The organism is Sorangium sp. So ce1153 (assembly GCF_051521595.1).
Lineage (GTDB): Bacteria > Myxococcota_A > Polyangia > Polyangiales > Polyangiaceae > Sorangium.
Window position 1 is genome coordinate 645725 of the sequence record NZ_CP150361.1, and the last position, 24173, is coordinate 669897.

12 protein-coding genes and 1 pseudogene are annotated in these 24173 nt (G+C 73.8%); 4 read left to right on the forward strand and 9 right to left on the reverse strand.

Features of this window, described 5'->3' with window-relative positions:
- The first annotated feature begins 24 nt into the window (after nucleotides 1–24).
- The 3 genes from WME85_RS02290 (at nucleotide 25) to WME85_RS02300 (ending at nucleotide 13202) form a co-directional block, all read left to right on the forward strand.
- Entirely contained in the window at nucleotides 25–11247 is an 11223-nt protein-coding gene (locus tag WME85_RS02290) for a tetratricopeptide repeat protein (RefSeq protein WP_437834908.1), read from the forward strand.
- 14 nt (nucleotides 11248–11261) lie between these two features.
- The gene (locus tag WME85_RS02295) at nucleotides 11262–12215 is read left to right on the forward strand and encodes an aminotransferase class IV (RefSeq protein ID WP_437834910.1); all 954 of its coding nucleotides are present in this window, start codon (nucleotides 11262–11264) and stop codon (nucleotides 12213–12215) included.
- Between the two features lie 153 nt (nucleotides 12216–12368).
- Nucleotides 12369–13202: a hypothetical protein gene (locus WME85_RS02300; protein WP_437834911.1), complete on the forward strand. Its 834-nt coding sequence runs from the start codon at nucleotides 12369–12371 to the stop codon at nucleotides 13200–13202.
- A 130-nt stretch (nucleotides 13203–13332) separates the two neighbouring features.
- On the opposite strand, the gene WME85_RS02305 is transcribed toward WME85_RS02300, so the two are convergent.
- The 4 genes from WME85_RS02305 to WME85_RS02320 all read right to left on the reverse strand — a co-directional run bounded on the left by WME85_RS02305 (nucleotide 13333) and on the right by WME85_RS02320 (nucleotide 17193).
- On the reverse strand, nucleotides 13333–15621 hold the full coding sequence (locus tag WME85_RS02305) for a hypothetical protein (protein WP_437834913.1): 2289 nt from the start codon (nucleotides 15619–15621) through the stop codon (nucleotides 13333–13335).
- Between the two features lie 54 nt (nucleotides 15622–15675).
- Nucleotides 15676–16062, reverse strand: a complete 387-nt coding sequence (locus tag WME85_RS02310; RefSeq protein ID WP_436624726.1) for a RidA family protein — start codon at nucleotides 16060–16062, stop codon at nucleotides 15676–15678.
- 94 nt (nucleotides 16063–16156) lie between these two features.
- Nucleotides 16157–16873: a recombination mediator RecR gene (recR, locus tag WME85_RS02315; protein ID WP_437834915.1), complete on the reverse strand. Its 717-nt coding sequence runs from the start codon at nucleotides 16871–16873 to the stop codon at nucleotides 16157–16159.
- Nucleotides 16870–17193, reverse strand: a complete 324-nt coding sequence (locus WME85_RS02320; RefSeq protein WP_437307394.1) for a YbaB/EbfC family nucleoid-associated protein — start codon at nucleotides 17191–17193, stop codon at nucleotides 16870–16872. The genes recR and WME85_RS02320 overlap by 4 nt, the downstream gene beginning before the upstream one ends.
- 423 nt (nucleotides 17194–17616) lie before the next feature.
- On the opposite strand from WME85_RS02320, the gene dnaX reads away from it, so the two are divergent.
- A complete protein-coding gene (dnaX, locus tag WME85_RS02325) occupies nucleotides 17617–20124 on the forward strand; it encodes a DNA polymerase III subunit gamma/tau (RefSeq protein ID WP_437834918.1) in 2508 nt (835 codons plus the stop codon).
- Between the two features lie 27 nt (nucleotides 20125–20151).
- On the opposite strand, the pseudogene WME85_RS02330 reads toward dnaX, so the two are convergent.
- From WME85_RS02330 to WME85_RS02350, 5 genes and pseudogenes are all read right to left on the reverse strand, one after another.
- A pseudogene (locus WME85_RS02330) lies at nucleotides 20152–20720 on the reverse strand (Uma2 family endonuclease).
- Nucleotides 20707–21297 carry an ATP/GTP-binding protein gene (locus WME85_RS02335; RefSeq protein WP_437834920.1) on the reverse strand — a complete coding sequence of 197 codons (591 nt, stop codon included), beginning with the start codon at nucleotides 21295–21297 and terminating at the stop codon, nucleotides 20707–20709. Before WME85_RS02335 ends, WME85_RS02330 begins: the two are co-directional and overlap by 14 nt.
- A 7-nt stretch (nucleotides 21298–21304) precedes the next feature.
- The gene (locus WME85_RS02340) at nucleotides 21305–22297 is read right to left on the reverse strand and encodes a class I SAM-dependent methyltransferase (protein WP_437834922.1); all 993 of its coding nucleotides are present in this window, start codon (nucleotides 22295–22297) and stop codon (nucleotides 21305–21307) included.
- Entirely contained in the window at nucleotides 22294–23382 is a 1089-nt protein-coding gene (locus tag WME85_RS02345) for a radical SAM protein (RefSeq protein ID WP_437834924.1), read from the reverse strand. Before WME85_RS02345 ends, WME85_RS02340 begins: the two co-directional genes overlap by 4 nt.
- Complete coding sequence (locus tag WME85_RS02350) at nucleotides 23379–24125, reverse strand: radical SAM protein (protein ID WP_437834926.1); 747 nt, start codon at nucleotides 24123–24125, stop codon at nucleotides 23379–23381. The genes WME85_RS02345 and WME85_RS02350 overlap by 4 nt, the downstream gene beginning before the upstream one ends.
- Between the last annotated feature and the right edge of the window lie 48 nt (nucleotides 24126–24173).

Here is a 24173-nt window from a genome sequence, read left to right on the forward strand (position 1 = left end):
ACGATGAGCGTTGAGACGATTCGGATGGCCCTTGGGCGTCTGCAGGATGAGCCTGAAAACGAGGCGGCCTGGAACGAGCTCGCGGAGGGCGTGACCGCTCCGACCAACAGCGCGGGCGCCGGCGACGTCGAGCGCCTGCTCGGCGCGGCGCGCGCGCGGCACGAGCAGCGGCACGAGTGGCACGCCGTCGCCCGGCTCCTCGAGCTGGAGATCGCCCTCGCCGCCGGGAGCGCCGTCGAGGGCGCGATGCAGGCGGAGCTCGCCCGCGTCTACCACGAGGAGCTCATCGACGTGGAGCGCGCCGCGGCCGCCTACAAGCGGCTGCTCGAGCTGCGCCCCGACGACGACGCCGCCGCCGAGGCGCTCGAGACCGACGCCTCGAAGCGCGAGCGGTGGCGCGACCTCGTCGACCGGTACGTGGCCGAGGCCGAGGGCGCCACCGACGGCACCTTCAAGAGCGCGCTCTACACGAGCGCGGCCGACATCGGCTACCGCTACGGCCGCGCCGAGCTCGGCGAGCGAGTCCCCGAGCTGATCGAGCTCGCCCTCCAGCTCGACCCGAAGAACCGCCGCGCCGCCAACCTCGCCGAGATCGCCTTCTCCACCGCGGGCGACTGGGACGCCGTCGTGCGCGTGCAGACGCTCGTCAAGGCCGAGGCCCAGCTCAAGGAGGACCGCATCGCCGCGGGCCTCCGCGCGGCGCGCACCATCCGGACCCACCTCAACGATCCGGCCCGCTCCGTCGCGGCCTACGAGGAGGTGCTCGACCTGTCGCCCGGCCAGCCCGAGGCGCTCTCGTTCCTGGCCGAGGCGTACTCCGCCGCGGGCGACTGGGACCGCCTCGTCGCCCTCTACGAGGACCAGCTCCGCAGCGGCGGCGTCAAGCCGGGCGAGGAGCTCGGCATGCTCGTGCAGATCGCCATGGTCCACTGGCGCATGCGCGGCCAGCCCCAGGCGGCCGAGCCCTACTTCGACCGCGTGCGCCGCGCCGACGCCGCGCACGCCGGGATGCTCAACTTCTACCGCGAGGTCCTCGAGCAGCGCGGCGACAAGCCGCGGCTCACGACGATCCTCACGGACGCGCAGCGCGCGCTGCCCGACGGCGCCGAGAAGCGTGCCATCGCCACCGAGCTCGCGCGCCTCGCCGAGTCGCAGGAGAACGCCGCCAAGGCGATCGAGCAGTACAAGTCGGTGCTCCGGACCGACCCGGAGAACCGCCAGGCGCGCGACGCCCTGAAGCGCCTCTACCTCCAGACCGAGGGGTACAACGCCCTGGTCGAGCTCTACCGGCAGGACCTCGAGCGCACGCCCGCCGACGACGTCGCCGGCCGGGTCGCGGTGCTCCGCGAGATCGCCGGGATCTACCGCGACCGCGCCAAGAACGACGCGGCGCTCGTCACGGTGCTCACCCAGATCGTCCAGCTCGACGACAAGGACGTCGACGCGGTGCGGGAGCTCACCCGCATCTACGAGGCGCTCGGGCGCTGGCGCGACCTGCTCTCGTACCAGCAGCGCCTCGCCGAGCTGACCGAGAGCCGCGCCGAGAAGGCGGGGCTCTACCGCGCCGTCGCGCGGCGCTGGTTCGACCAGTTCTCGAACGTGCAGAACGCCATCGCCGCGTACGAGGCGCTGCTCACGGTCGAGCCGATCGACGAGGAGGCGCAGCAGAAGCTCCGCGAGCTCTACCTGAAGCGGCGCGCCTGGCCGCAGCTCTACTCGCTCTACGAGCGCAAGCTCGAGAGCGCCGAGGGCGCCGCCAAGATCGAGCTGCTCGGCGAGATGGCCAAGCTCGCGGCGGAGCGGCTCGACCGCGGCGCGGACGCGATCGCGCTGCAGAAGCGGATCCTCGAGCTCGACTCGAACGCCCCCGGGGTGCTCGACGCGCTGGAGAAGCAGGCCGAGCGCGAGAAGGACTTCGCGACGGTCGCCGAGGTGCTCGAGCGGCGGGTCGACCTCGCGCCCGACGACGCGGCGCGCCTCGTCTCCCTGCAGAAGCTCGGCGCCGTGTACGCCGAGCGCCTCAAGGACGCGGCCCAGGCGGCGCGGACGTGGCGGCGCGTGCTCACGCTCTCGCCGGGGCACGCGCGCGCGCTCCGCGTCCTGCGCGACGCGTACTTCGCCGCGGGCGACTGGGACGGGCTCGAGGAGCTCTACGCCTCGCAGAACGACTGGGAGGGGCTCGTCGACTTCCTCTCGGGCGCGGCGGACAAGGCGACCGACCCGGCGACGAAGCTCGACATCTCCTTCCGCGCGGCGCGGATCTTCGAGGAGCAGCTCAAGGCGCCCGAGCGCGCGGCGCGCTCGTACGAGCGCGTGCTCAGCGTCTCGCCGCGGGACGCGCGCGCCGCCGCGGCGCTCGTGCCGATCTACGAGGAGGAGGAGAAGTGGGCCCGGCTGCCGGCGCTCTACGAGATCCTCCTCGACGCGACCGACGACGCCGAGGCGCAGGTCGGCATGCTGCGCAAGCTGGCGGCGGTGACGGGCGGCCCGCTCTCGGACAAGCCGAGCGCGCTCGGCTACGCGCGCCGCGCCTACGAGCTCCAGCCCGACGAGGAGGGGCTCGATCTGCTCGAGGCCTGGTCGCGGGCGGCGGGCTCGTGGGGGCCGTTCGTCGAGGCGGTCGAGGGCCGGCTCCGGACGGCGACGGACCTCACGACCGACGTGCAGCGCACGCTCCGGCTGAAGCTCGCCGAGGTGTACGCGCGCGAGATGGGCAAGCTCGACGAGGCGGTGACCGTCTACCGCGGCCTCGTCCAGGACGACCCGTCCGACGAGGGCACGGTGCGCGCGCTCGACGCGCTCCTCCGCGCGAACGAGCGGCAGGAGGACCTGCGGTGGCTGTTCGACCTCAGGGCGAGCCAGGTCGAGGGCGAGGAGCGCGCCGAGATCCTCGAGGAGTGGGCGACGCTCGAGGAGGAGGTCTTCGGCGACCCGGCCAAGGCGATCGAGCTCTTGCGCAAGGTCATCGCGCTCACGCCCGGGCGCGTCCACGCGCTGCGGGTGCTCTCGCGGCTCCTCATCGCCGCGGGCGAGTACGAGGCGGCGGCCGAGATCGTGGCCACGCACCGCGACGTCAGCGACGGCGACGACAGGGCGCGGCGCGAGATCGAGCTCGCGTCGCTCTACCTGGACCGGCTGGACCGGCCGGCGGACGCCTTCGAGGCCGCGGTGCGCGCGCTCGACCTCGCGGCGCACGACCCGGACGCGATCGCCGTCCTCTCGCGGCTCGTCGAGCGCCCGGAGACGCGCGTGCGCGCGGCCCGGGTCCTCGCGATCGAGTACGCCGAGACAGGCAACCACCGGCGCGAGGCCATGGCCCTGCGGGTCATCCTCGAGGCGGAGCGCGATCCGGCGCGGCGGCGTGAGCTCTACGTCACGCTCGCGAACGTCGAGGAGACGAAGCTGCACGCGGCGGGGACGGCGTTCGACGCGCTGCTCCGGGCGCTGCACGAGTTCTCGGACGACCTCGAGCTCTGGGACCGCGCGGCGGAGCTGTCGCGGCGCGCGGGCCGGCCGACCGATCTCGCGGAGGCTTACCGCGTGCACCTCGTCGCGGGGCGCACCGAGGGCGACAAGGTGCTCGGCAGCGCCGTGGAGGTCGAGCTCTGCGAGCGCGCGGCGAGCCTCCACGACGAGCAGCTCGGCGACCCCGAGGGCGCGCGGCCGTACCTCGAGCGGGTGCTGAACCTCGACCCGAACAACCACCGCGCCTTCGAGCGGCTGAAGCAGATCCTGACGGCGGCCGAGCGGTGGGGCGAGCTCGAGGAGCTCTACGACCGCGCCGCCAAGGGCACGACCGACCAGGCGGAGCGCATCGAGCTGCTCAACGAGGTCGCGCTGATCGCCGAGGAGATCATCGGCGACGCGGCGAAGGCGATCGGCTACTACGAGCGCATCCTCGAGCTCGACCCGTTCTACACGGCGGCGCTCGACTCGCTGGAGAAGCTCTACGAGCGCGAGGGCCGCTTCCGCGACCTCGCGGCGCTCCTCGAGCAGCGCCTGAAGACGGCGACCGAGTCGGAGAGCGTGGAGATCAAGCTGTCGCTCGGCAGCATCTACCTCGACCGGCTGCACGAGCCCGAGGGGGCGCTCGGCCACCTCGAGGACGTGCTGCGGATCCGGCAGAACGACCCGAAGGCGCGCGAGCTCGTCGAGCGGCTGCTCGACATCGGGGCGCTCCGGCTGCGGGCGGCGCGCGTGCTCGAGGCGGTGTACGAGGCGCGGGACGAGATCCGGCAGCTCGTGCGGGTCCTCGAGATCCGGCGCGAGGGGGCCGAGACCGAGTCGGAGCGGCGCGAGCTGCTCCGCCGGGTCAGCGTGCTCCAGGACGAGCGGCTCAAGGACGACGCCGGCGCGTTCGCCAGCCTGTCGGAGCTCCTGCCGCTCGAGCCGGAGGACCTCGCGGCGCGCGAGCGGCTCATCGAGATCGGCCGGCGCCTCGGCGAGCACGAGCAGGTGGCCGAGGTGCTCACGGCGGCCGCGGACGCGTGCGGGACGGCCTCGATCCGCGGCGAAATCCTGATGGAAGTCGCGAGGATCTGCGAGGATCTCCTCGGCGACGCCGACCGGGCCGAGAAGGTCTACCGGCGCGTGCTCGGGATCGATCCGACCGATCCGGCGCTGGTCATCCCGGCGGCGCAGGCGCTCGGCCGGATCTACGCGGCGAAGGAGCAGCACCAGGCGCTCGCGGGCGTGCTCGCGATCGAGGTGCGCCTCGAGGAGGACGTCGAGACGCGGCGGTCGCTCTACGAGCGCATCGGCACGCTCTACGAGACGGTGCTCGACGACCCGGCCAAGGCGATCGAGGCCTGGCAGGCGCGGCTCGGCGACGACAGCGCCGACACGGCGGCGCTCGCGGCCCTCGAGCGGCTCTACGAGCGGACCTCGCAGTGGCGGGAGCTCGTCTCTGTCCTGAGGGCGCGGGAGCAGTCGACCGCGGACGCGGACGAGCGGCGCCGCGCGATGACGAAGGCGGCCGAGACGCTCGCGCAGAAGCTCGCCGACGTGCCCGAGGCGATCAACGCCTGGCGCGCGGTGCTCGACGAGTTCGGCCCGGAGCGGCCGACGCTGGCGGCCCTCGAGGAGCTCTACGAGCTCGACGAGCGCTGGGTCGACCTCGCCGACACGCTGGAGACGGACCTCTCGCTCGCGACGGAGACGCCCGCCCGGCTCGATCTTCTGGCGCGGCTCGGCGACGTGCGGCGGCTGCACCAGGCCGACGCGGCGGGCGCGCTCGAGGCGTACCGCCAGGCGCTCTCGCTCGACCCGTCGAACGCGCGCTGCCGCGCGGCGCTCGAGGCGATGCTCGAGCGGGACGACGCGCGGCGCGACGCGGCCGAGACGCTCGAGCCGCTCTACGAGGCCGACGGCGACGCCGAGCGCCTCCTCCGGGTGCTGGAGATCAAGGTCGAGACCTCGGACCTCCCGAGCGAGCGGCTCGCCACGCTGCAGAAGGCGCTCCGCACGGCGGAGGGGCCGCTCGGCGACACGTCGCGGGCGTTCGGCTACGCGCTCCGCGGGGTGCGCGAGGCGGCGGGCGAGCCCGACGTGACCACCTGGATCTCCACGGTCGAGCGGCTCGGCGAGGCCACGGGCCGCTGGTCCGAGGTGTGCGAGCTGTTCCAGCGCATCGCGCCGGACATCCTCGACGGCGACGTGCAGCAGAACGTCCGCCTCCGGGTCGGCGAGCTCGCGCGGCACAAGCTCGGCAACCGCGAGCTCGCGGTCGAGCAGTACAAGAAGGCGCTCGAGGCGCGCGGCGACGACCGGCGCGCGATGATCGCGCTGGAGGAGCTCTACGGCGAGGCGAACGACGCGGGCCGGCTGCTCGAGATCCTGAAGCTCCGCGTCGAGAACGCCGAGAGCGACGAGGAGAAGACGGGGCTGCTCTTCCGGATCGCGGAGCTCGAGCGGGGCCCGCTCGGGGACCAGGCGGCGGCGATCGCGACGTACGAGACGATCCTCGACATCGCGCTCCACCCGGACGCCATCGCGGCGCTCGACAGCCTCTACCGCGAGGCGGGGCGCTTCGAGGACCTCATCCGGCTCTACGAGCGGCAGCTCGACGTGCGCGCCGGCGACCTCGCCGAGCTGCACGTGAAGATCGCGCTCGTCGCGCACCGGCACACGGGCGACGTGCAGCGCGCGTTCGACGAGCTGTCCGAGGCGCTGCTCATCGACCCGGCGCACGAGGGCGCCGTGTCGCTGCTCGAGGCGATCCTCGAGGGCTCGGCCGAGGCCGAGCACCGGGCGCGCGCGGGCGAGATGCTCGAGCCGGTGTACCTGCGCCGGGCGGACTGGAACCGGGTGAAGATCGCGCTCGAGGCGCGCCTCGCCGCGAGCCAGGACCCGGTCGAGCGCCGCGACCTCCTGCAGCGGCTCGCGACGCTGCACGAGGAGCAGCTCGAGGACTACCGCGCGGCCCTGGAGACGGTGGCGAAGCTCCTCCACGAGGACCTCACCGACGAGGGGGTCTGGGCGGAGCTCGAGCGGCTCGCGAAGGTGGCGAGCGCCGAGCGGCGGCTCGCGGAGATCTACGCGGCGGAGCTCGGCGAGCTCACCTCGGACGACGCGGCGAGCGCGAAGCTCAGCCGCCGCACCGGCGAGCTCTACGCCGAGCTCGGCGACGTGGCCGACGCGCTGAAGTGGTACCGGCGCGCGCACGAGTTCGAGCCGGACTCGCGCGAGCTGTTCGACGCGATCGACCGGCTGCTCATCAAGGAAGGGCGCCACGCCGAGCGCATCCAGCTCTACCGCGCGGCGCTCGACTACCGGAAGGACGAGGACCGGCTCGACGCCCTGCACACGATCGCGCGCCTGGAGCGGACGGAGCTCCGCGAGCCCGCGCGCGCGATCGAGACCTACCGCGCGGCGCTGGACGTCGACGAGGACGACGCCCGCGCGCTCGACGCGCTGACGGAGCTCTACCGCGAGCTCGACCGGCCGCGCGACCTCGCCGATCTCTACCTGCGCCGGGCCGAGGCGGCCCCGAACGGCGAGCGGGCGGCGCCCTACCGGCTCGCGCTGGCGGAGCTCCTGCGCACGCGCCTGGAGGACACCGCGGGCGCGATCGACCAGCTCGAGGCGATCGTCGGCGAGGTGCCGACGCACGCCGAGGCGATCCGGGCGCTCGAGGCGCTGATCCAGGATCCGCAGCACAAGGCGCGGGTCGTCGAGATCCTGCGGCCGCTCTACGAGGGGGCGGACGACTGGCGGCAGCTCATCCGGCTCAACCAGGAGCGGTTCGGCCTCGCGTCGGACGCGCGCGAGAAGGTCGGGGTGCTCCGCGAGACGGCGAAGCTCTGGGAGACGCGGGGGAGCGACGAGCTGCGCGCCTTCGACGCGACCCGGACGGCGTTCAGCCTCGATCCGGACGACGGCGAGACGCGCGGCGAGCTCGAGCGGCTCGCCGAGCAGCTCGGCGCCTGGGAGGAGCTCTCGGAGAGCCTCGAGGAGGGCGTGACGATCACGTCCGACGAGCTCACGAAGCGCGAGCTGCTCTCGTCGCTGGCCAAGGTCTACGACACGCGCATCGACGACCCGCGCCGGGCGCTCCGCGCGTACGCGCGGCTGTCCGCGCTCGACCCGAGCGACCCCGAGCCGCTCGAGCAGATGGACACGCTCGCCGTGCTCCTCAGCGACTGGGACACGCTCATCGCCGTCCTCGAGAAGAAGAGCGAGATGGCGTCGGACGAGGAGAACGCCTCGATCTGCCGGCGCATCGCCGAGACGAAGCTCGAGATGCTCGAGGACACCGAGGGCGCCATCCAGGCGTACGAGCGGGCGCTCGAGCTCGATCCCGAGAGCGCGATGACGATCGACGCGCTCATCGAGCTGCACGAGCCGCGCGGCGCCGCGAGCCGGCTGGTGGAGCTCTACGGCCGCCGCGTCGAGCTCGCGGGCGCCGACGAGGAGGAGCTGCGCTACGACCTCAACGTGCGCGCCGCCGAGCGCTACGAGCGCGACCTCTCGAGCCCGCGCGACGCGATCACCGCGCTGAACGCGGCGCTCGACGCGAAGCCGGGCGACGCGGCGGTGCTCTCCTCGCTCGAGCGCCTCTACCGCGCCGAGCGGATGTGGGACGAGCTCCTGTCGAACCTCATGCTCCAGGCGAGCGCCGCCACGGACAGGGACGCGCGGATCAAGCTGCGGACGGCGATCGGCGACCTCTACGCGGGGGAGCTCGAGAGCCCGAGCGACGCGATCGAGCAGTACCGGCTCGTCCTCGACGAGGACGCGGTGAACGACCACGCCATCAAGGCGGTCCGCACCATCGGCGAGGGCCGCGAGGAGCTGCGCCTCGACGCCGCCCAGGTGCTCGAGCCCGTCCTCCGCGCGGCCGGCCGCCACGAGGAGCTCGCGGCCGCGCTCGAGCTGCGCCTCCGCGCGCAGACCGAGCCGGCGGACCGCGCCGAGACGCTCCGGGCGATCGCGGCGGTGCAGGACCTGCAGCTCGGCCGGCCGATCGAGGCGGAGCAGGCGCTGCTCCGCGCCCTGGAGGACGCGCCGGACGACGCGTCGCTGCACGGCGAGATCGAGCGGCTGGCGGAGCGCACGGACGGCTTCGGGCGCTACTGCGACGCGCTCGCGCAGCGCGCCGCGGCCACGTTCGACGCGACGATCGCGAAGGACCTGTTCCTCCGGATCGGCCGCATCGCCGAGGAGAAGCTCAAGGACGACCGGCGCAGCGCGCAGGCGTACGCCAAGGCCGTCGAGCACGCCGGCGACGCGCCGGAGCTCCTCGAGGCGCTCGACCGGCTCTACGGCCGCCTCGGCGACGAGAAGGCGCTCGCGGACGTGCTCGAGCGCCGCGTCGCCGTCACGGCCGGCGATCGCGACCAGGCGGACCTCTTCTACCGGCTCGCGGTGATCCAGATCGAGTCGTTCGGCGACAAGTCGCAGGGCCTGAACACCCTGCGGCAGGCGCTCGACCGCGCGGTCGATCACGAGCGGGCGAGCGCCGCGCTCGAGGCGCTCACGGAGGACCCGGCGCTCTTCGACGAGGCGGCCGAGGCGCTCGAGGGCGTCTACCGCACGCGGGGCGACAACGCCGCGCTGGCGCGCCTCTACGAGAAGCGCATCCGCTTCGCGCCGACCGGCGTGGAGCGGATCCGGATGCGCCTCGACCTGGCCAAGGTGCTCGAGGTGCGCTCGAACGACCCGCGGGCGGCGCTGGAGACCCTCGAGAAGGCGCTCGCCGACGACCCGTCGGACCCGGACGTGCTCGGCGAGATCGAGCGCCTCGCCCCGCTGACGGGCGGCTGGGCGAGCGCCGCGTCCGCCCTGGAGCGGGCGGTGCGGGCCGGGACCGAGCTCGACGGCGACACGGCGCGCGACCTCTGGATGCGCATCGCCGAGTGGCAGAAGAACAAGGTCGGCGACGCCAAGGCGGCCGAGGCGGCGTACGAGGCGGCGCTCATCCACGACCCCACGAGCGAGCACATCCTGCGCTCGATCGAGGAGCTCCAGCGGGCGCCGGGGCGCGAGCGCGACCTCATCGGCACGCTCCGCCGGATCGCCGCGCTCGACGGCATGCAGGGGGCCGCGGGCGAGCTCCGGCGCGAGGCGAAGGAGCTCGCGGAGCGCGCGCTGGGCGACCGGGAGCTCGTCGAGGCGATCCTGCGCGAGATGATCGCGGCGGACGAGGGCGACACCTGGGCGCTCGCCGAACTCACGAAGGTGCGGGAGGAGGCGGGCGACCACAAGGAGGTCTTCCGGCTGCTCGTGCGCCAGTCCGAGCTCTACGCCGAGGCCGATCGCATCCGCGACGCGCGGCACGCCGCCGCGGCGGTCGCGCGCGAGAAGCTCGGCGACGAGGCGGCGGCGATCGAGCTCTACGAGACGCTCTTCGAGGCGGATCCGGGCGACGCGCGCGCCGCGACGGCGCTGCGCGAGCTCTACGCGAAGGCCGGCAAGCACAAGGAGCTGCTCGCGCTGCTCGAGCGGCTCACCGACCTCGCGGAGTCCCCCGAGGCCCGGTCGGCGCTGCGCCTGGAGAGCGCCGAGATCTGCCTCTCGCGGCTCGACGCCGTGAGCGAGGCGACCGAGCACCTGCGCGCGGTCCTCGACGAGCAGCCCGACAACGAGAAGGCGACGGTCCTGCTCGCGCAGCTGCTCGAGCGGACCGGCCGCGATCAGGAGCTGTCGGACCTGTTCGTCACGCAGATCGAGCGCGCGAAGGACCGCGGCGACGTCGCGGCGGAGCTCTCGTACAGCGTGCGCCTCGGCGAGGTCTACGAGACGCGCCTGAACGACACGGCGCGGGCGATCGAGACCTACCGTGCCGTCCTCGAGCGCGAGCCGCGCCACCCCGGCGCGCTCCTCGCGCTGGCCCGCCTGCACGAGCAGCGCGGCGAGAAGGCCGAGGCGGCGCAGCGGCTCGAGGTGATCCTCGAGGACGCCCGCTCCGCGGAGGCGGTGAGCACGGCGCTCCGGCTCGCGGATCTGCACCGGTCCCTCGGCGACGAGGGCGCGGTCCGGCGCGTGCTCGAGCGCGGCCTCGCGGCGGACTCGTCGGCGCAGGAGATCCGGAAGCAGCTCCTCGCGCTCTACGAGAAGCAGCAGGCCTTCACCGAGCTCGCCGATCTCATCACCGGCGACGCGGAGACGGCCGCGCAGCCGGCCGAGAAGGTGGCGCTCTACCGCAAGGCGGCGGGCATCCACCTGTCGAAGCGGAACGATCCCGGGCGCGCCGCCGACCTCCTGGTCAAGGCCACCGAGCTCGTGCCGGGCGATCGCGAGCTCCTGCTCGCGCTGTGCGACGCCTACAGCGCCTCGGGCCGCGGCCAGAAGGCCGCCGAGGCGCTCCAGCAGATCGTCGAGTCCTACGGCGGCCGCCGCTCGAAGGATCTCGCCGCGATCCACCACCGCCTCGCAAAGGCCTACCTGGCCGAGGGGCAGCGGGACCGGGCGCTCGCCGAGCTCGACATCGCCTTCAAGATCGACCCGGGCTCGATCGCCATCCTCCGCGACCTCGGCGTGCTGGCGCTGGAGCTGTCGGAGTCGGCCGAGGACGCGGCGGCGAAGGCGGCGCACATCGATCGCGCGCAGAAGACCTTCCGCGCCCTGCTCCTCCAGAAGCTCGACGAGGGCGCGCCGATCAGCAAGGGCGAGGTCTTCTATTACCTCGGCGTCATCAGCCACCGTCAGAACGACGACAAGAAGGCGATCCAGATGCTGGAGCGCGCCCTCGACAACGACAGGGACTTCGCCCCCGCGAAGGAGCTCCTGGCGCAGCTCAAGAAGTGACGTAATCTCGCCGTGTGACGCGGCTTGTCAGCATCGACGGTGTCATCCTCCGGCCGGAGGAAGCCAGGGTCTCGGTCTACGACCGCGGCTTCCTCTACGGCGATAGCGTCTTCGAGACCATCCGCACGTACGGCGGCGAGCCGTTCGCGCTGGACGAGCACCTCGCGCGCCTCGAGCGCTCGGCCGAGCGGATCGCGATCGCGCTGCCGATCCCCCGCGACGAGCTCGGCCGCGAGGTGCGCGCGCTGATCCGGGCCGCGGCCGAGGCCGGCTCCGCGGCCGACGCCGGCGCCGCGGCGCCGCTCGAGAGCTACGTCCGCGTGATGCTGACCCGAGGCAGCGGCCCCCTCGGGCTCGATCCCGCGCTCGCGGGCGCGCCCCTCCGCGTCGTCCTCGTCGAGCCGCTGAAGCCGCTGCCGGGCGCGCTCTACCGCGACGGCATCTCGGTCATCACGACGCACACCCAGCGCGCCGGCGACGCGGCGCCGGGCGCGAAGATCTCGAACTACCTCGAGAGCCTCCTCGCCCTGCGCGAGGCGCGGGCCGCGGGGGCGCACGAGGCGCTCATCCTGGACCCCTCGGGCCACGTCGTCGAAGGGACGACGTCCAATGTCTTCCTCGTGGAGCGGCGCCCCCCGGCGCACGAGGGCGCGGAGGATCCGGGCTACCTGCTGATCACCCCGCCCAAGGAGGCGGGGATCCTGGTCGGCATCACCCGGGCCAACGTGATCGATGTCGCGGGCGAGCTCGGCATGCCCGTGTGCTGCGAGCCGGTCACGATGTCCCGGCTCCTGGCCGCCGAGGAGGTGTTCATCACCTCGAGCCTCCGCGAGATCGTCCCGGTCGTCCGTGTGGACGCGCACCCCATCGGAGCGGGCGTTCCCGGCCCGAGGACCCGCGCGCTGCACGCCGCTTTCCGCGAGAAGGTGGGTCTTGGTAAGGCGCACCTCCCGTGGGAGGTGCCCTGAGCCCCCGCGGCGGACCGACCGCGTCGGATTCTTGCGCTCCCTGATGTGCCGTCCGTCGCGCGCGTCCAAGAAACGGGCCGGCACGCTGCCTGCGCGGTCGGATGGGGCGGGGCCCGATCCTCGCCTGCCACACAATCTGTCCGAGAGGAATCCATGATGAATCGCTCGCTTCGAATCGCCTGCTTCCTGGTCTGCGCCGCGTCCGCCGCGGCGGCGGCCGGGTGTGCCGTCACCACCGATGAGAACTCGATCACCGCCGAGACCCTCGTCCGCTACGAGGGCAGCGACGAGAGCGCGCGCGTCGAGTACCTCCCGACCCAGGGCGTCCGCATCGTGAGCGACAACGGCGACGTCGAGGTCCGCACCGGGGACGTGAGCGAGGTCGTGGTCACGTTCTCGCCGTTCACGATGCGCAAGAAGGACGAGAACAAGCTCGCGGTGCGGGAGATCGAGGAGGACCTCAAGCTCTCCGCGATCACCGACGGCGACGTCGTCATCTCGGCCGAGCAGCGGTCGGGCGCCTCGGGGTACCTCGGCGCCGACATCCATGTCGTCCTGCCCGCCGACTTCGACGGCGTGCTCCGCGTCGAGCAGGACAACGGCAGCGTCGACGTCGACCTCGACGGCTCCCCGTCCCGCGGCACCACGGTCCTGAGCGACAACGGCAGCATCGACGTGGTCGGCGCGCGCGGCGCGATCGACGTGTTCACCGACAACGGCAGCGTCTTCGTCGATCTCGACGCGTGGAGCAGCTCGGACGGCTCCATCTCGAGCGGCAACGGCGAGATCGAGCTCGCGGTGCCGGCGGGGGTGGACGGGACGATGACCGCGGAGACGCTCAACGGCGACATCGTCGAGCAGGGCCTCCCCTCGACGTGGGCGACCGCCGCGAACAGCGCCGGGAAGTCGTACACGATGGGCGACGGCGACGGCGGCCAGCTCGACCTCCTCACCGAGAACGGCGACATCACGATCGTCGTGAAATAGCTCCGCCTGCACAAAAGCCGAGAGGCGAGCGCCGGGTCGACCCGGGCTCGCCTCTTGGCTTTTGTATCGATCCGGCGCGCCGGTCGGGCCGGCGCGCCGGATCAGCCTCCGGCGGGGCCGGCGTTCCCGATCAGCCGCCGGCCGGCTGCTGGGCCTCGCCGCCCTGGCCCTCGGCGCCCTGCGGCTCTGCGCCTTGCGGCTCGGCGCCCGCGCCAGCGGCCTCCGCGCCGCCCGGCGCCGCGCCGGCCGGGACCGGCACGCGCAGCTGCCCGCCGCCCTGCTGCGCGAGCACGCCGAGCGCCTTCTGGAAGAACGCCGCCAGGAACGGGATCTCGCGCGGCGGCGCGGTGATCAGCCCGGCCTCCTTGACGGCGCGCGCGACGGCGAGGGCGGTGGTGGCCGCCGCGTCACCCTTGCGCGCCCGCAGCGAGACGGCGCTGCTCCGCATCCGCGTCGCGAGCTGCCCGCGCACCTCGGGCGAGAAGAACCGATCGGTCGCGAGCTCGACCTCCTCCCGCAGCGCCGTGTTCACCAGCTGGGGATCGCGCACCCCGGCGGCCCCGAGCCGCTGGCCGACCTTCTGCAGGAGCTCGTCGAGCGCCGGCCGCGCGGGCAGCCAGTGCCGGAACTCCGGCTCGTCGTGCAGGGCGGCCGAGCCAGCGACCTGCGCCGCCACCAGCTCGTCCGTCAGGCTCTCCTCGAGGTCGGCGACCGGGTGCCGCGGCTCGGCCTCCGGCGCGGGCTCGATGAGATCGCGACATCCCTCCAGCCCGAGCGGCACGACCTGCCCCGACACTGCGTTCTGCCGCTTCGCGGCCGCGATCCGGTGGCGCGCCCACTCCAGGGAGATGGGCACGGGCGCCGTGCCCAGGTTGTCGTACGCGCGCGCGCGGCCCTCCTTGAGCTGCGAGCCGCTGAGCCACCCCGCGCCGGCGTGGAGCACGCCGACCGACTCGCGCACGATCACCTCTGCGATCCGGTAGCGGCCGCTCGTGTCGCGGCTCGTGATCGCGATCGCCTCGGTCCCGCTCGAGTCCGGCGGGATCAGCGTCGCCTCGACCACCTCGGCGCGGTCGTCCGCGAGCCGCACCACGCGCGGGCGCGTCGGGATCGCCGCCCCGCGCGACTTCAGCACGTTGAGCGCGCGCCGCGCCGCCTTGCGGGCCGCGCCGGAGGCGTCCTCCGCCTCGGCGGCCGCCGCGATCGCCTCGACGTTGGAGGCGCCGAGCCACGCGTCGACAAGCGCCGGCGCGGCGTCGCCCGCGGCCCGCAGCGCCTCGAGCGCCCGGTCCCAGCCCGCCGCGAGCACCTCGGCGTCGAAGTCGACCTTCGCCGCCTCGGCGCCCGCGCCGCCTTCCTGTCGCGCGCCGCTGTCGGCCTTGCTCTTCGCGGCCGCCGCGGCCTGCTTCGCCTTCGCGGTGCGCGCGCTGAGCGCCTCGCGCGCCGTGAGCGCCGGCTTGTCCGAGGCCGCGACCTGCTTCGCCTTGGCCGCCGGCAGCGCGAACAGGAGGTGCGCCGGCCTGGCCGGGCCTCCCTGCTGCTGCCGGGAGTCCTTGCCCGTCACGACCGTCGCGGTCGCGCCCTGCCCGACCACGGTCACCATGCGCTGGCTCTGCTGCTTCGCCGCGGCGGGCGCTCGTCCCTCCGCGCCGGCAGCGCCCTGCGCCCCGGGCCGCGGGCCCTGCGGGCGCCCGCTGTCCGGCCGCCCGCCCTCCGAGACCGGCCGCGCCGAGAGGCCGCGATCGGGCCGCGGGCCGCGGTCGGGCCTCGGGCCGCGATCCGGCCGGGGACCACGGTCGGGCCGCGGGCCACGGTCGGGCCGCGGGCCGCGGTCGAGCCTCGCCCCCTGCTCCGCACCGGCGCCCTGCGCCGCGCCAGGTCCCTGCTCCGGCCTGGGGCCACGGTCGGGCCGCGGGCCACGGTCGGGCCGCGGGCCGCGATCCGGCCGGGGGCCACGGTCGGGCCGCGGGCCGCGATCCGGCCTGGGCCCGCGGTCGGGCCTCGGGCCCCCGGAGGGCGCGGCGGTCCGCTCGGGCCTGGGCGCGCGGTAGTCGCGGACCACCCGCGGCGCGACGGTGGGCGGCGGCGCGGCGTCCTCGCTCGTCGCCGGCGGCGGCGCGTCCGCGAGCGCCGGCCGCTTGCGGGGCGCGATCAGGTCCAGCAGCGAGCCCTGCGGCTCCTTCGCGGCGGCCTTCGCCGAGGGGGGACGCGGCGCCTCGCCGGCGGCCGGCGGCGCGCCTTCCGGCGCCGCGTCGGCCCGGCTCGCGCTGCTCGCGCTGACCGACGTGCTCGCCGAGCGGACGACCCGCCGCGCGCGCGGCTTGTCTGCGCTCTCTGCATCGGGGGCGCCCTCGTGCGCAGATTCGGGAACTGCGCTGGCGGTCCGCTCCGTGCTCTCGCTCTCGTTCTTTGTGCTCATGTCGAGGCTCCCGGGGACATTTTGGAGATGGGGACCGCGGCCGCGGCTCCCCGATTATCGCGAAAGATGGGCAACAGCTTCGATCTCGACGGCGGAGCCCTTGGGCAGCGCCGCCACCTGCACCGTCGCCCGCGCGGGCAGCACGCCGCCGACGGCCGCCCCGTACACCTGGTTGACGACGGCGAAATCGGCGAGGTTCGTGAGGTAGATCGTGGTCTTCACCACGTCGTTCCAGCTCGCGCCGGCCGCGGACAGCACCTCGCTCAGGTTCTTGATCACCTGGGCTGTCTGCGCCTCGATCCCGCCGGCGACGAGCTCGCCCGTCGCGGGGTCGATCGGGATCTGGCCGCTGCAGAAAACGAGGTCGCCGGCCCTGACGGCCTGCGAGTAGGGCCCGATGGCGCGCGGGGCCCGATCGGATGTGATTGCGGTTTTGGACATGTCGACCTCTGCATCATGGAGCGCCCCGGCGTGGGGAAGGCCCGCCCGCCCCGGCCCGTTCGCACGTGGCGCGGGCCGCTCTTCGCGGTTCCCTCTAGCCGAAGCTCTTCCGGCCTTCGATGGCTCGCCCCAGCGTCACCTGGTCGGCGAACTCCAGATCTCCCCCGTGCGGCACGCCGCTGGCTATCCGCGTGACCTGGATCCCCATGGCGCCGAGCTCGCGCGCGAGCAGGAGCGCGGTCGCCTCGCCGTCGACGGACGGCGGGGTGGCGACCAGCACCTCGCGCACCGGCTGCTCGGGGTCGCGCATGCGCGCCCGGAGCGCCTCGAGCGGCAGCTCCTCGGCGCCGACGCCCTCGAGGGGCGAGAGGAGCCGGCCGAGCACGAAGTAGCGTCCGCGCATGGCCCCGCTCCGCTCGATCGCGAGGAGGTCCTGGACGCGCGCGACGACGCACAGGAGCGCGCCGTCGCGCCGCGTGTCCAGGCAGATGGCGCAGAGCGCCTGGCCGTCCTCGTCGATCTCGGCGATGTTGCCGCACCGGACGCACGGCCGGATGTGATCGCAGAGCTCCGCGAGCTCGCTGCCGAGCTCGCGCGCGGTGTCCTCGCCGGCGGTCACGAGGAAGAGGGCGAAGCGCTGCGCCGTCTTCTCGCCGACCCCCGGCAGGCGCGCGAGCAGCTGGGCGACCCGCGACAGCCGGCCGGGCAGGCCGCCGGGGGCGCCGCGGAAGCCGGCCGCGGGCGCGGCCCGGCCGCCGTTCGGGGCCTTCGAGGAGCCGGGGGGCGAGGCCGGGGGACGCAATGCGATCAAGTGTGCATGCCGGGGAGCTTGACGCCGCCGGTCACCTTGGCGATCTCGCTCTCGACGAGCTTGTCGGCCGTGTCGAGCGCCGAGTTCGTCGCCGCGACGATGGAGTCGAGCGCCATCTCCAGGCCCTCGCTCGCGAGGAAGGCGGGGTCGACGTCGATCCGGCGCAGCTTGCCCTCGCAGGAGACCACGACCGTGACCTTGTCGCCGGCGGCGGTCGCGCTCACCTCGCGGTCCTTCAGCTCGCCCTTCACCTGGTCGATCTTGCGCTGCATGCGCGCCGCCTGGCGAACCAGCTCATTCATTCCGCCGCGAAATTGCATGGTCAGACCGCGGTCTATGCCGTGAACCGCGCCGGGCCGCAACCGGGAAGGGGACGCGGCGAGCGCGGCCCAGCGCGAGGCGTCGGAGGGCCGCGGGCGGGGGCGGGAACGGCAGCGTGCGCCGGGGGGCGCGGCAGCGCGGGGGGCGGGGGCGGCAGCGCGGGGGGCGGGGGCGGCAGCGCGGGGGGAGGCGGGCGCCGCGGGAGGCGGGCGCCGCGGGAGGCGGGCGCCTCCGCTTTTCCAGGGAGCGGCGGCTCCTGCCTCTCCAGGTGCTCCTCGGTGCGCGGAGATCGCTCCCGGCCGCGACGGAGCGGGGTGCGCTCGGCGCGGCAACTCTGGCAAACTATCCGGAATGCGGGGCGACGTCGGTGCTGGCCACAGCTGCGGCGACGCGCCCGTCAGAAGGTGCTAGTCGAGCAGCGTATGAGCTACGTCGTCCTCGCGCGGAAATGGCGCCCGCAGTCCTTCGAGGATCTCGTCGGCCAGGAGCATGTCTCCACGACGCTCGGCAACGCCATCGCGCGGGATCGCGTCGCCCATGCCTTCCTCTTCACGGGTGTCCGCGGCGTCGGCAAGACGACGAGCGCCCGCATCCTCGCGAAGGCGCTGAACTGCGTCCACGGCCCCACGGCGAAGCCGTGTCAAACGTGCGCGCCGTGCACCGAGATCACGGTCGGCGCGGACGTCGACGTCCAGGAGATCGACGGCGCGAGCTACAACGGCGTCGACGAGGTGCGCAAGCTCCAGGAGAGCCTGCCGTACCGGCCCGCGCGCGACCGGTTCAAGATCTTCATCGTGGATGAGGTCCACATGCTCTCGAACGCGGCGTGGAACGCGTTCCTGAAGACGCTGGAGGAGCCGCCGCCGCACGTGAAGTTCATCTTCGCGACGACGGAGGTGCACAAGGTCCCGGTCACGATCCTGAGCCGGTGCCAGCGCTACGACTTCAAGCTCATCGGGGCGCAGGCGATCGCGGCGCGGCTCCGCTGGGTGCTCGAGCAGGAGAAGATCCCCGCCGACGACCCGGCGCTCAGCGCGCTCGCGCGCGAGGCGGCGGGGAGCATGCGCGACGCGATGAGCCTGCTCGATCAGGTGATCGCGTGGGTCGGGACGAGCGGCGATCGCATCACGGCCGAGGGCGTGGCGAAGGTGCTCGGCGTGGCCGACCGCGTGGTGCTGCACCGGCTCGCGGAGGCGCTCGTGGACGGCGACCCTGCGGCGTGCGTGCGCATCGTCGGCGAGCTCGCGCAGGAGGGGTACGACCTGCCGCACGTGGCCCGCGACTTCCTCGCGCACCTGCGCGATCTCGTGGTGGCCAAGGTCTGCGACGATCCGGCGCCGCTGCTCGATCTCGCCGACGAGGAGGTGGCCGACGCGCGGGCGCTCGCGGCGCGGGCGGACGCGGACGATCTCACGCGGCTGCACCAGGGCTTCTCGCGCGCCTTCGACGACATCGTCCGGAGCGGCCAGCCGCGGGCGTCGCTCGAGATGGCGCTCGTCCGGCTCGCCAGGCGTCCGCCGCTCCTGCCGATCGACGAGCTGCTGCGCCGCCTCGGCGATCTCGAGCGGCGCCTGAACGGCGGCGGTGGCGGCGGGGGTGGCGGGGGTGGCGGCGGCGGCGCGCCGGAGCGCGGACCGCAGCGTCCCGGCGCGCCCTCCGGCGGCGCGGCGGCGCCCCGGCGCGGCGCGGCGCTGGCCGAGGCTGCGCCGGAGGATGCGCGCGGCGCGGGCGCGGGCGCGCCTGCGGCGGCTGGGAACGGCGCGGCGAGGGCGAGCGGCGCGGCGGCTACAAACGGCGCGGCGGCTACAAACGGCGCGGCGGCTGGGAACGGCGCGGCGAACGCGTATGGCGCGCCGGCTGGAACCGGCGCGCCGGCGAGGGCGAACGGCTCGCCGGCTGCGTACGCCGCGCCGACCGCGTACGCCGCGCCGACTGCGAGCGCGGCGGGGAGGGCGAACGGCGCAGCGGCAGCGAACGGCGTGGCGGTCACCGCGGCGAACGGCGTGGCGGCAGCGAACGGCGTGGCGGCAGCGAACGGCGTGGTGGCAGCGAACGGCGTGGCGGCAGCGAACGGCGTGGCGGCAGCGAACGGCGTCGCGAGAGCGAACGGCTCGCCGGCTGCGTATGCCGCGCCGACTGCGTATGCCGCGCCGACTGCGTATGCCGCGCCGACTGCGTTTGCTGCGCCGGGCGCGAGCGCGGCGGGGAGAGCGAACGGCGGCGTGGCGGCGAGCGGTGCGGCGGCGGCCAACGTCGTCCCCTTCATGCACGGCGCGCCGGGCGCGAACGGCGCGGCGGGCGTGAACGGCGCGGCGGCGACCTTCGCGGGCGGCGCCGCGCCGGCCCTGGCGAGGGCGACGCCGTACCCGAGCGGCGCGGCCGCGCCGGCGTTGCGCGCCGACAGCGTCCCGCCTCCCTCGCCGCGCGGCGCGCTCTACTCCGTTCCGCAGAGCCCCCCGCCCCCCGCGGCGCCGGGACCCACGTCAAGGACGAGCGCGCCGCCACCGGCGATGAGCGCTGGCGACCTCGCCACCTGGCGCGCGGTGATCACCGCGGTCCGGGGCATGCGGCCGGCGCTCGCCTCCGTGCTCGAGCACGCGGCCGTGCTGGAGCTCACGCCGACCCGCGTCGTGCTCGGCTACGAGGCGAACTCGTTCCTGTCCGGCCAGGCCACCGAGCCCCCGGCCCGCGAGCTGCTCGCCCGCGCCCTGCACGCCCACTTCGGCGGCCCTGCCGAGCTGGTCTTCGAGACGATCGCCCGCGGCAGCGCTGGCCCGTCGCTCGCTCAGGTCGAGACCGCCGAGCGCAAGGCGCGCGTCGAGGCCGCCCGGCGCGCCGTGGCCGACCACCCGCTCGTCACGGCCGCGATCGAGCTGCTCGGCGCCGAGCTCAAGGACGTGCGGCTCGCTCAGGACTTCGCGGACGGTTGAGCGCCACGCGCTGCCGCGCGAGCGGTCTCAGGTCCCGTTCCGCAGCCAGCTGCGGAACGCCTTGACCGCCGCGTGCTGATCCGGCCAGCGCACGAACCGCGCGAGCGCGACGAGATCCAGATCTGGAAGGAGCTCGCTGGCCGCGATGGCCTCGTACTCCTCGCCGCGCAAGGCATGAATCTGGAAGGCGTCGTGCTCCCAGAACCAGACCTCGCGCACGCCGAGACCGCTGTAGACAGGTAGCTTGTCGATCCCACCGCTCGTCAGCACCACCTCGATCGCGATGTCGGGGAACTCCTTGAGCGCGCTGCCGACGCAGTAGCACTCGTCGGGCTCGAGGCCGCGTGACCTATCCTCGCGACGGAACGTGGTCGAGCCGTAGCTATAGAGCGGCACATCCGCTCCAGCGCGAAGAGCTCGATCAGCCGGGCGATGCTCTTCTTCGCTGCTTCGTGATCGATGGATGGACTCGTCAGCTCCAGCGTGCCCTCGAAAAAGGTCATCCGCAGGCCAGGTCTATCCAGCTCGTCCCGCAGCCTCACGTAGGTCTGCCAGCAGACACCATGGATAACGAATCGCTGTTCAGCCTGTATCATGCGCCCGTCTCGCCAGGAGCTCCGCCCGCTCCTCCACGGTGCCGGGGCCGACGTCGACCACCTCGAAGCCGGCAGCGCGGTAGAGCGCGCCGAGCCGCTGGTTGATCCGCTCGGCCTCGGCGGCGCGCTCTTCTCTGCTCCTGCCCCAGCGCGGCGCCTGGAGCTCCGGCATCACGGCGAACAGGAACACCAGCGCATACCGCTCGAACGCCGGCTCGCCGGGCGGCCAGGGGTACTCTTCCTCTCCGCTCGTGCGCAGATAGTACTCGACTGGATCGAGATACCCGCGCTCCAGCCAGTCTCCGCTCTGCGCTTCCGCCTCGATCGCCTTCTGGGTCTCCAGCACCCGGGCGGCGAACTCCCGCTTGCGGCACATGGGACAGACGTGCTCCGGCGCGTCGATCCTGCGAAACGGCTCGTCCGGCGGGTGGCCGTGGGTGCGCGCGCCGAGCTCATCGAGCACGCGCCGGTGCGCCTCGCCATGCACGCGGTGACCCCGCGTCGACGCGAGATGACGGAGCGTCGTGGTCTTGCCGCACGCATAGGCGCCTGTCGCCACGAAGAGACGCTTCTTCATCTCCCTCTCATCGCCGCGTCCACCACACCGACCCTGCGCTGCGCTCGATGACGCGCCCAGCGCTCGCCATGAAGCGCGCGACAGCCTCCAGGACGCCCGCGTGCTTCTCGTTGTGGTCATGCCCGGCCAGGACCGCGCCCGGCTTGAGCCTGGGCCACCACGCCTGGAGGTCCGCGAGCACGGCCGCCCGGTCGTGCGAGCCGTCGAGGAACACGAGATCCAGGCTCGCGTCGGCGAAGCGCGTCGCCGCCTCCGTGGACGCGAGTCGGTGGACGCTCGGCCGGATCCCGAGCGCCTCCATGTTTGCCCGGAACACGCCGGGCACGTCCTCCGCTTCCAGCAGGGCGCGATACCGCGCGTCGTACGCGTCGCTGGAGCCCTCCCAGGCGTCGACGCAATGGAGCGCGACGCCGTTCCTCGCCGCGAGCCGTCCGACGTACGCCGTGGAGAGCCCCTTCCACGAGCCCACCTCGACCATCGCGCCGCCCCGGATCGACCGCACGAGCGCCCGGTACGCGAGCCCGTCCTCCTCGGAGAACCAGCCCTGGATCGGCGTGGCCCTGGCCACCGGAAACAGCGCGACGAGCGCCGCCCGCTTCCGCGCTGGATCGCTGTATTCGTACTGCCGGTCGCACAGCTTGACGAAGCAGCGGGCGTCGTGCGCGACGAACAGCGGCCGTTCGATCAAGGCGAACTTCTTGAGCGACGTGGACCGCTCGGGCTCCCGCTCTCCCCTCCGGATCTCGTCGGCGGTCGTCGCGAAGATCACGTCCTCGTGCCGGATCGGGCGCCCCTGATCCGGGCCGTCGGTCCACGGCCGCTCTCCCGGGTACCCGGCGCGGTCGGTGCCGTGCTCGAGCAGGCGAGGCAGCTTGTCCATCTCGCTCGCGCGGAATAGAAGAGGGCCTGTGATGCCGCGCGCCTCGATCTCGTCCAGCACCTCCTCGAGGAAGAGCAGGTTCCGGCCGATGTAGGGCAGGGGGATGACGGGCGGCGTCATGACGCGTCGAGCGCGGCGCGCATCGTCGGCGGTGACGGCGGCGGCGGGCCCAGGATGCCGTCCCAGGGCTGCCAGGTCGACGCGAGCCTGGCGTTCGGGTGGAAGATCAGCTCGTGGACGATGCCCGGTCCCGAGCGCTTCGTCTCCTCGAGCTGGGCGAGATCGGCCTCCTCGAAGACGACATCGATGTCCTCGAAGCGGAACACCTCGACATAGTAGTAATAGCCAACGATCTGCCGCTCGAACGAGAACCGCGCGTCGGCGCTCAGCGCGTCGAGGAGCGGCTCGAGCTGGACGCGGGCGCGATCGCTGTACTTGACGACGTGGTTCTCGACCACCGCGGTCGGGTCGGTCTTCATCAGCTGCCGGAAGATCACGTTGTCCACGCCGAGCGACCGCGCGAACCGCAGATAGGCCACGATGTGATCGACCGAGTCGGTCTGCCCCTGGAGGAGCACACAGGAGAGGCGCACCCGGGTTCCGCCCGCCGCTGCCGTCGCCACGACGCCGCGCAGCTCGTCGACGGTCAGGCCGTCCTTCATCACCATCAGCCGGGCGTTCCGGTCGTGATCGGGGTGGGCGCGGCTGATGTTGAGGTGCTGGACGCCCGAGTCGACGATCCAGTCGATCACCCGCTTTCCCTCGCGCTGCTGGAGCAGCCCAGAGCCGTTCGTGGTGAGCGTCCGCTTGCGGCCGCGGCGGGCCTGCCCGAGGGCGAGGATGCGGGGCAGCCGCGGGTCGTGGCTCGGCTCCCCGCCGGTGATCGAGACCGTGGGGTCGAGCGGCCGGAGCGCGTCCAGGGACTCGGCCATGGCGTCGAAATAGCGCCCGTCGTCGTCCTCGACCGCCTTCTGCACGGAGAGGCTCCGCCCGCGCGACGCCGGCCTGAGCTCCTCGACGCAGAAGTGGCACTTCGCGTTGCAGGGCTGCCGGCTGTAGATGGAGAAGTTCGCGTTGCGATAGACCTCGACCGGCCGGCCCCACAGGTCGAAGCGCACCGTCTCGCCCGCGGTGCTGTTGCCGGTCAGGTCGAAGGCGCGGCTCTTCAGGCGGCGCCACTCGTCGCGGAAGGGGCGCGCGCTCACGGCAGCCTTCTCATCGCGTCGGAGCGCGCCACGAGGTCGGGGCCGAAGGCGCGGCCGTCGGGGTTCAGCATCGTGAAATGGGTGCCGACGAGGAACGGCTCGTCCCAGTCCTCGTGCTTCTGCGCGAAGCCATAGCGCTGCAGGTGGAACACGTTGGCGAGCTCGATGAGCCCCGCGTCGCGCACCGCCTGCACGATCCACGCGTCGCCGTCGGGCTCGCTCTTCCGCAGGCGGACGTTGAGGACGAGCTGGCGGTCGCCGCCGAGCGCCGCGAGCCGCTCGCGCAGGGCGCGCGCGAGGTCGAGCAGGCCGCTGTCGTGCTCGAGGAGGTGGTGGTTCACCGAGAGCTTGATCGTGGTGGGCTCGCCGAGCTGCTCCAGCCAGGCGTCGAGCTCTGCCGGGTCGCGCGGGACCTCGACGCCGTTGGTCACCACGACGACGCGCGCGCAGCGGGGCTCGGCGCGGGCGAGGCGCACCATCTCGTCGAAGTGCGGGTGGATCGTGGGCTCGCCGCCCTCGAGCTGCACCTCGAACGGGCCCTCGGCCGGGAAGCTCGCGCGGTAGCGGTCGAGGGCGAGGAACGTCTGCCCGCGGGGCGACGAGCAGGTGCAGCACCACGGGCACGACCGGTTGCAGTGGTTCGAGGTGGCCACGTAGAGCCGGTGCGGCCGCTCCGCCGTGGGCCGGTCGAGCGGCAGCGCGCCGGTGAGCGTGGCGTTCTGGGGTCTCGTCGCGGTGGGCATGGAGCGCCTCCAGCGAGGAGGATACGGCGGGGTGGGGTGGGGATGAAG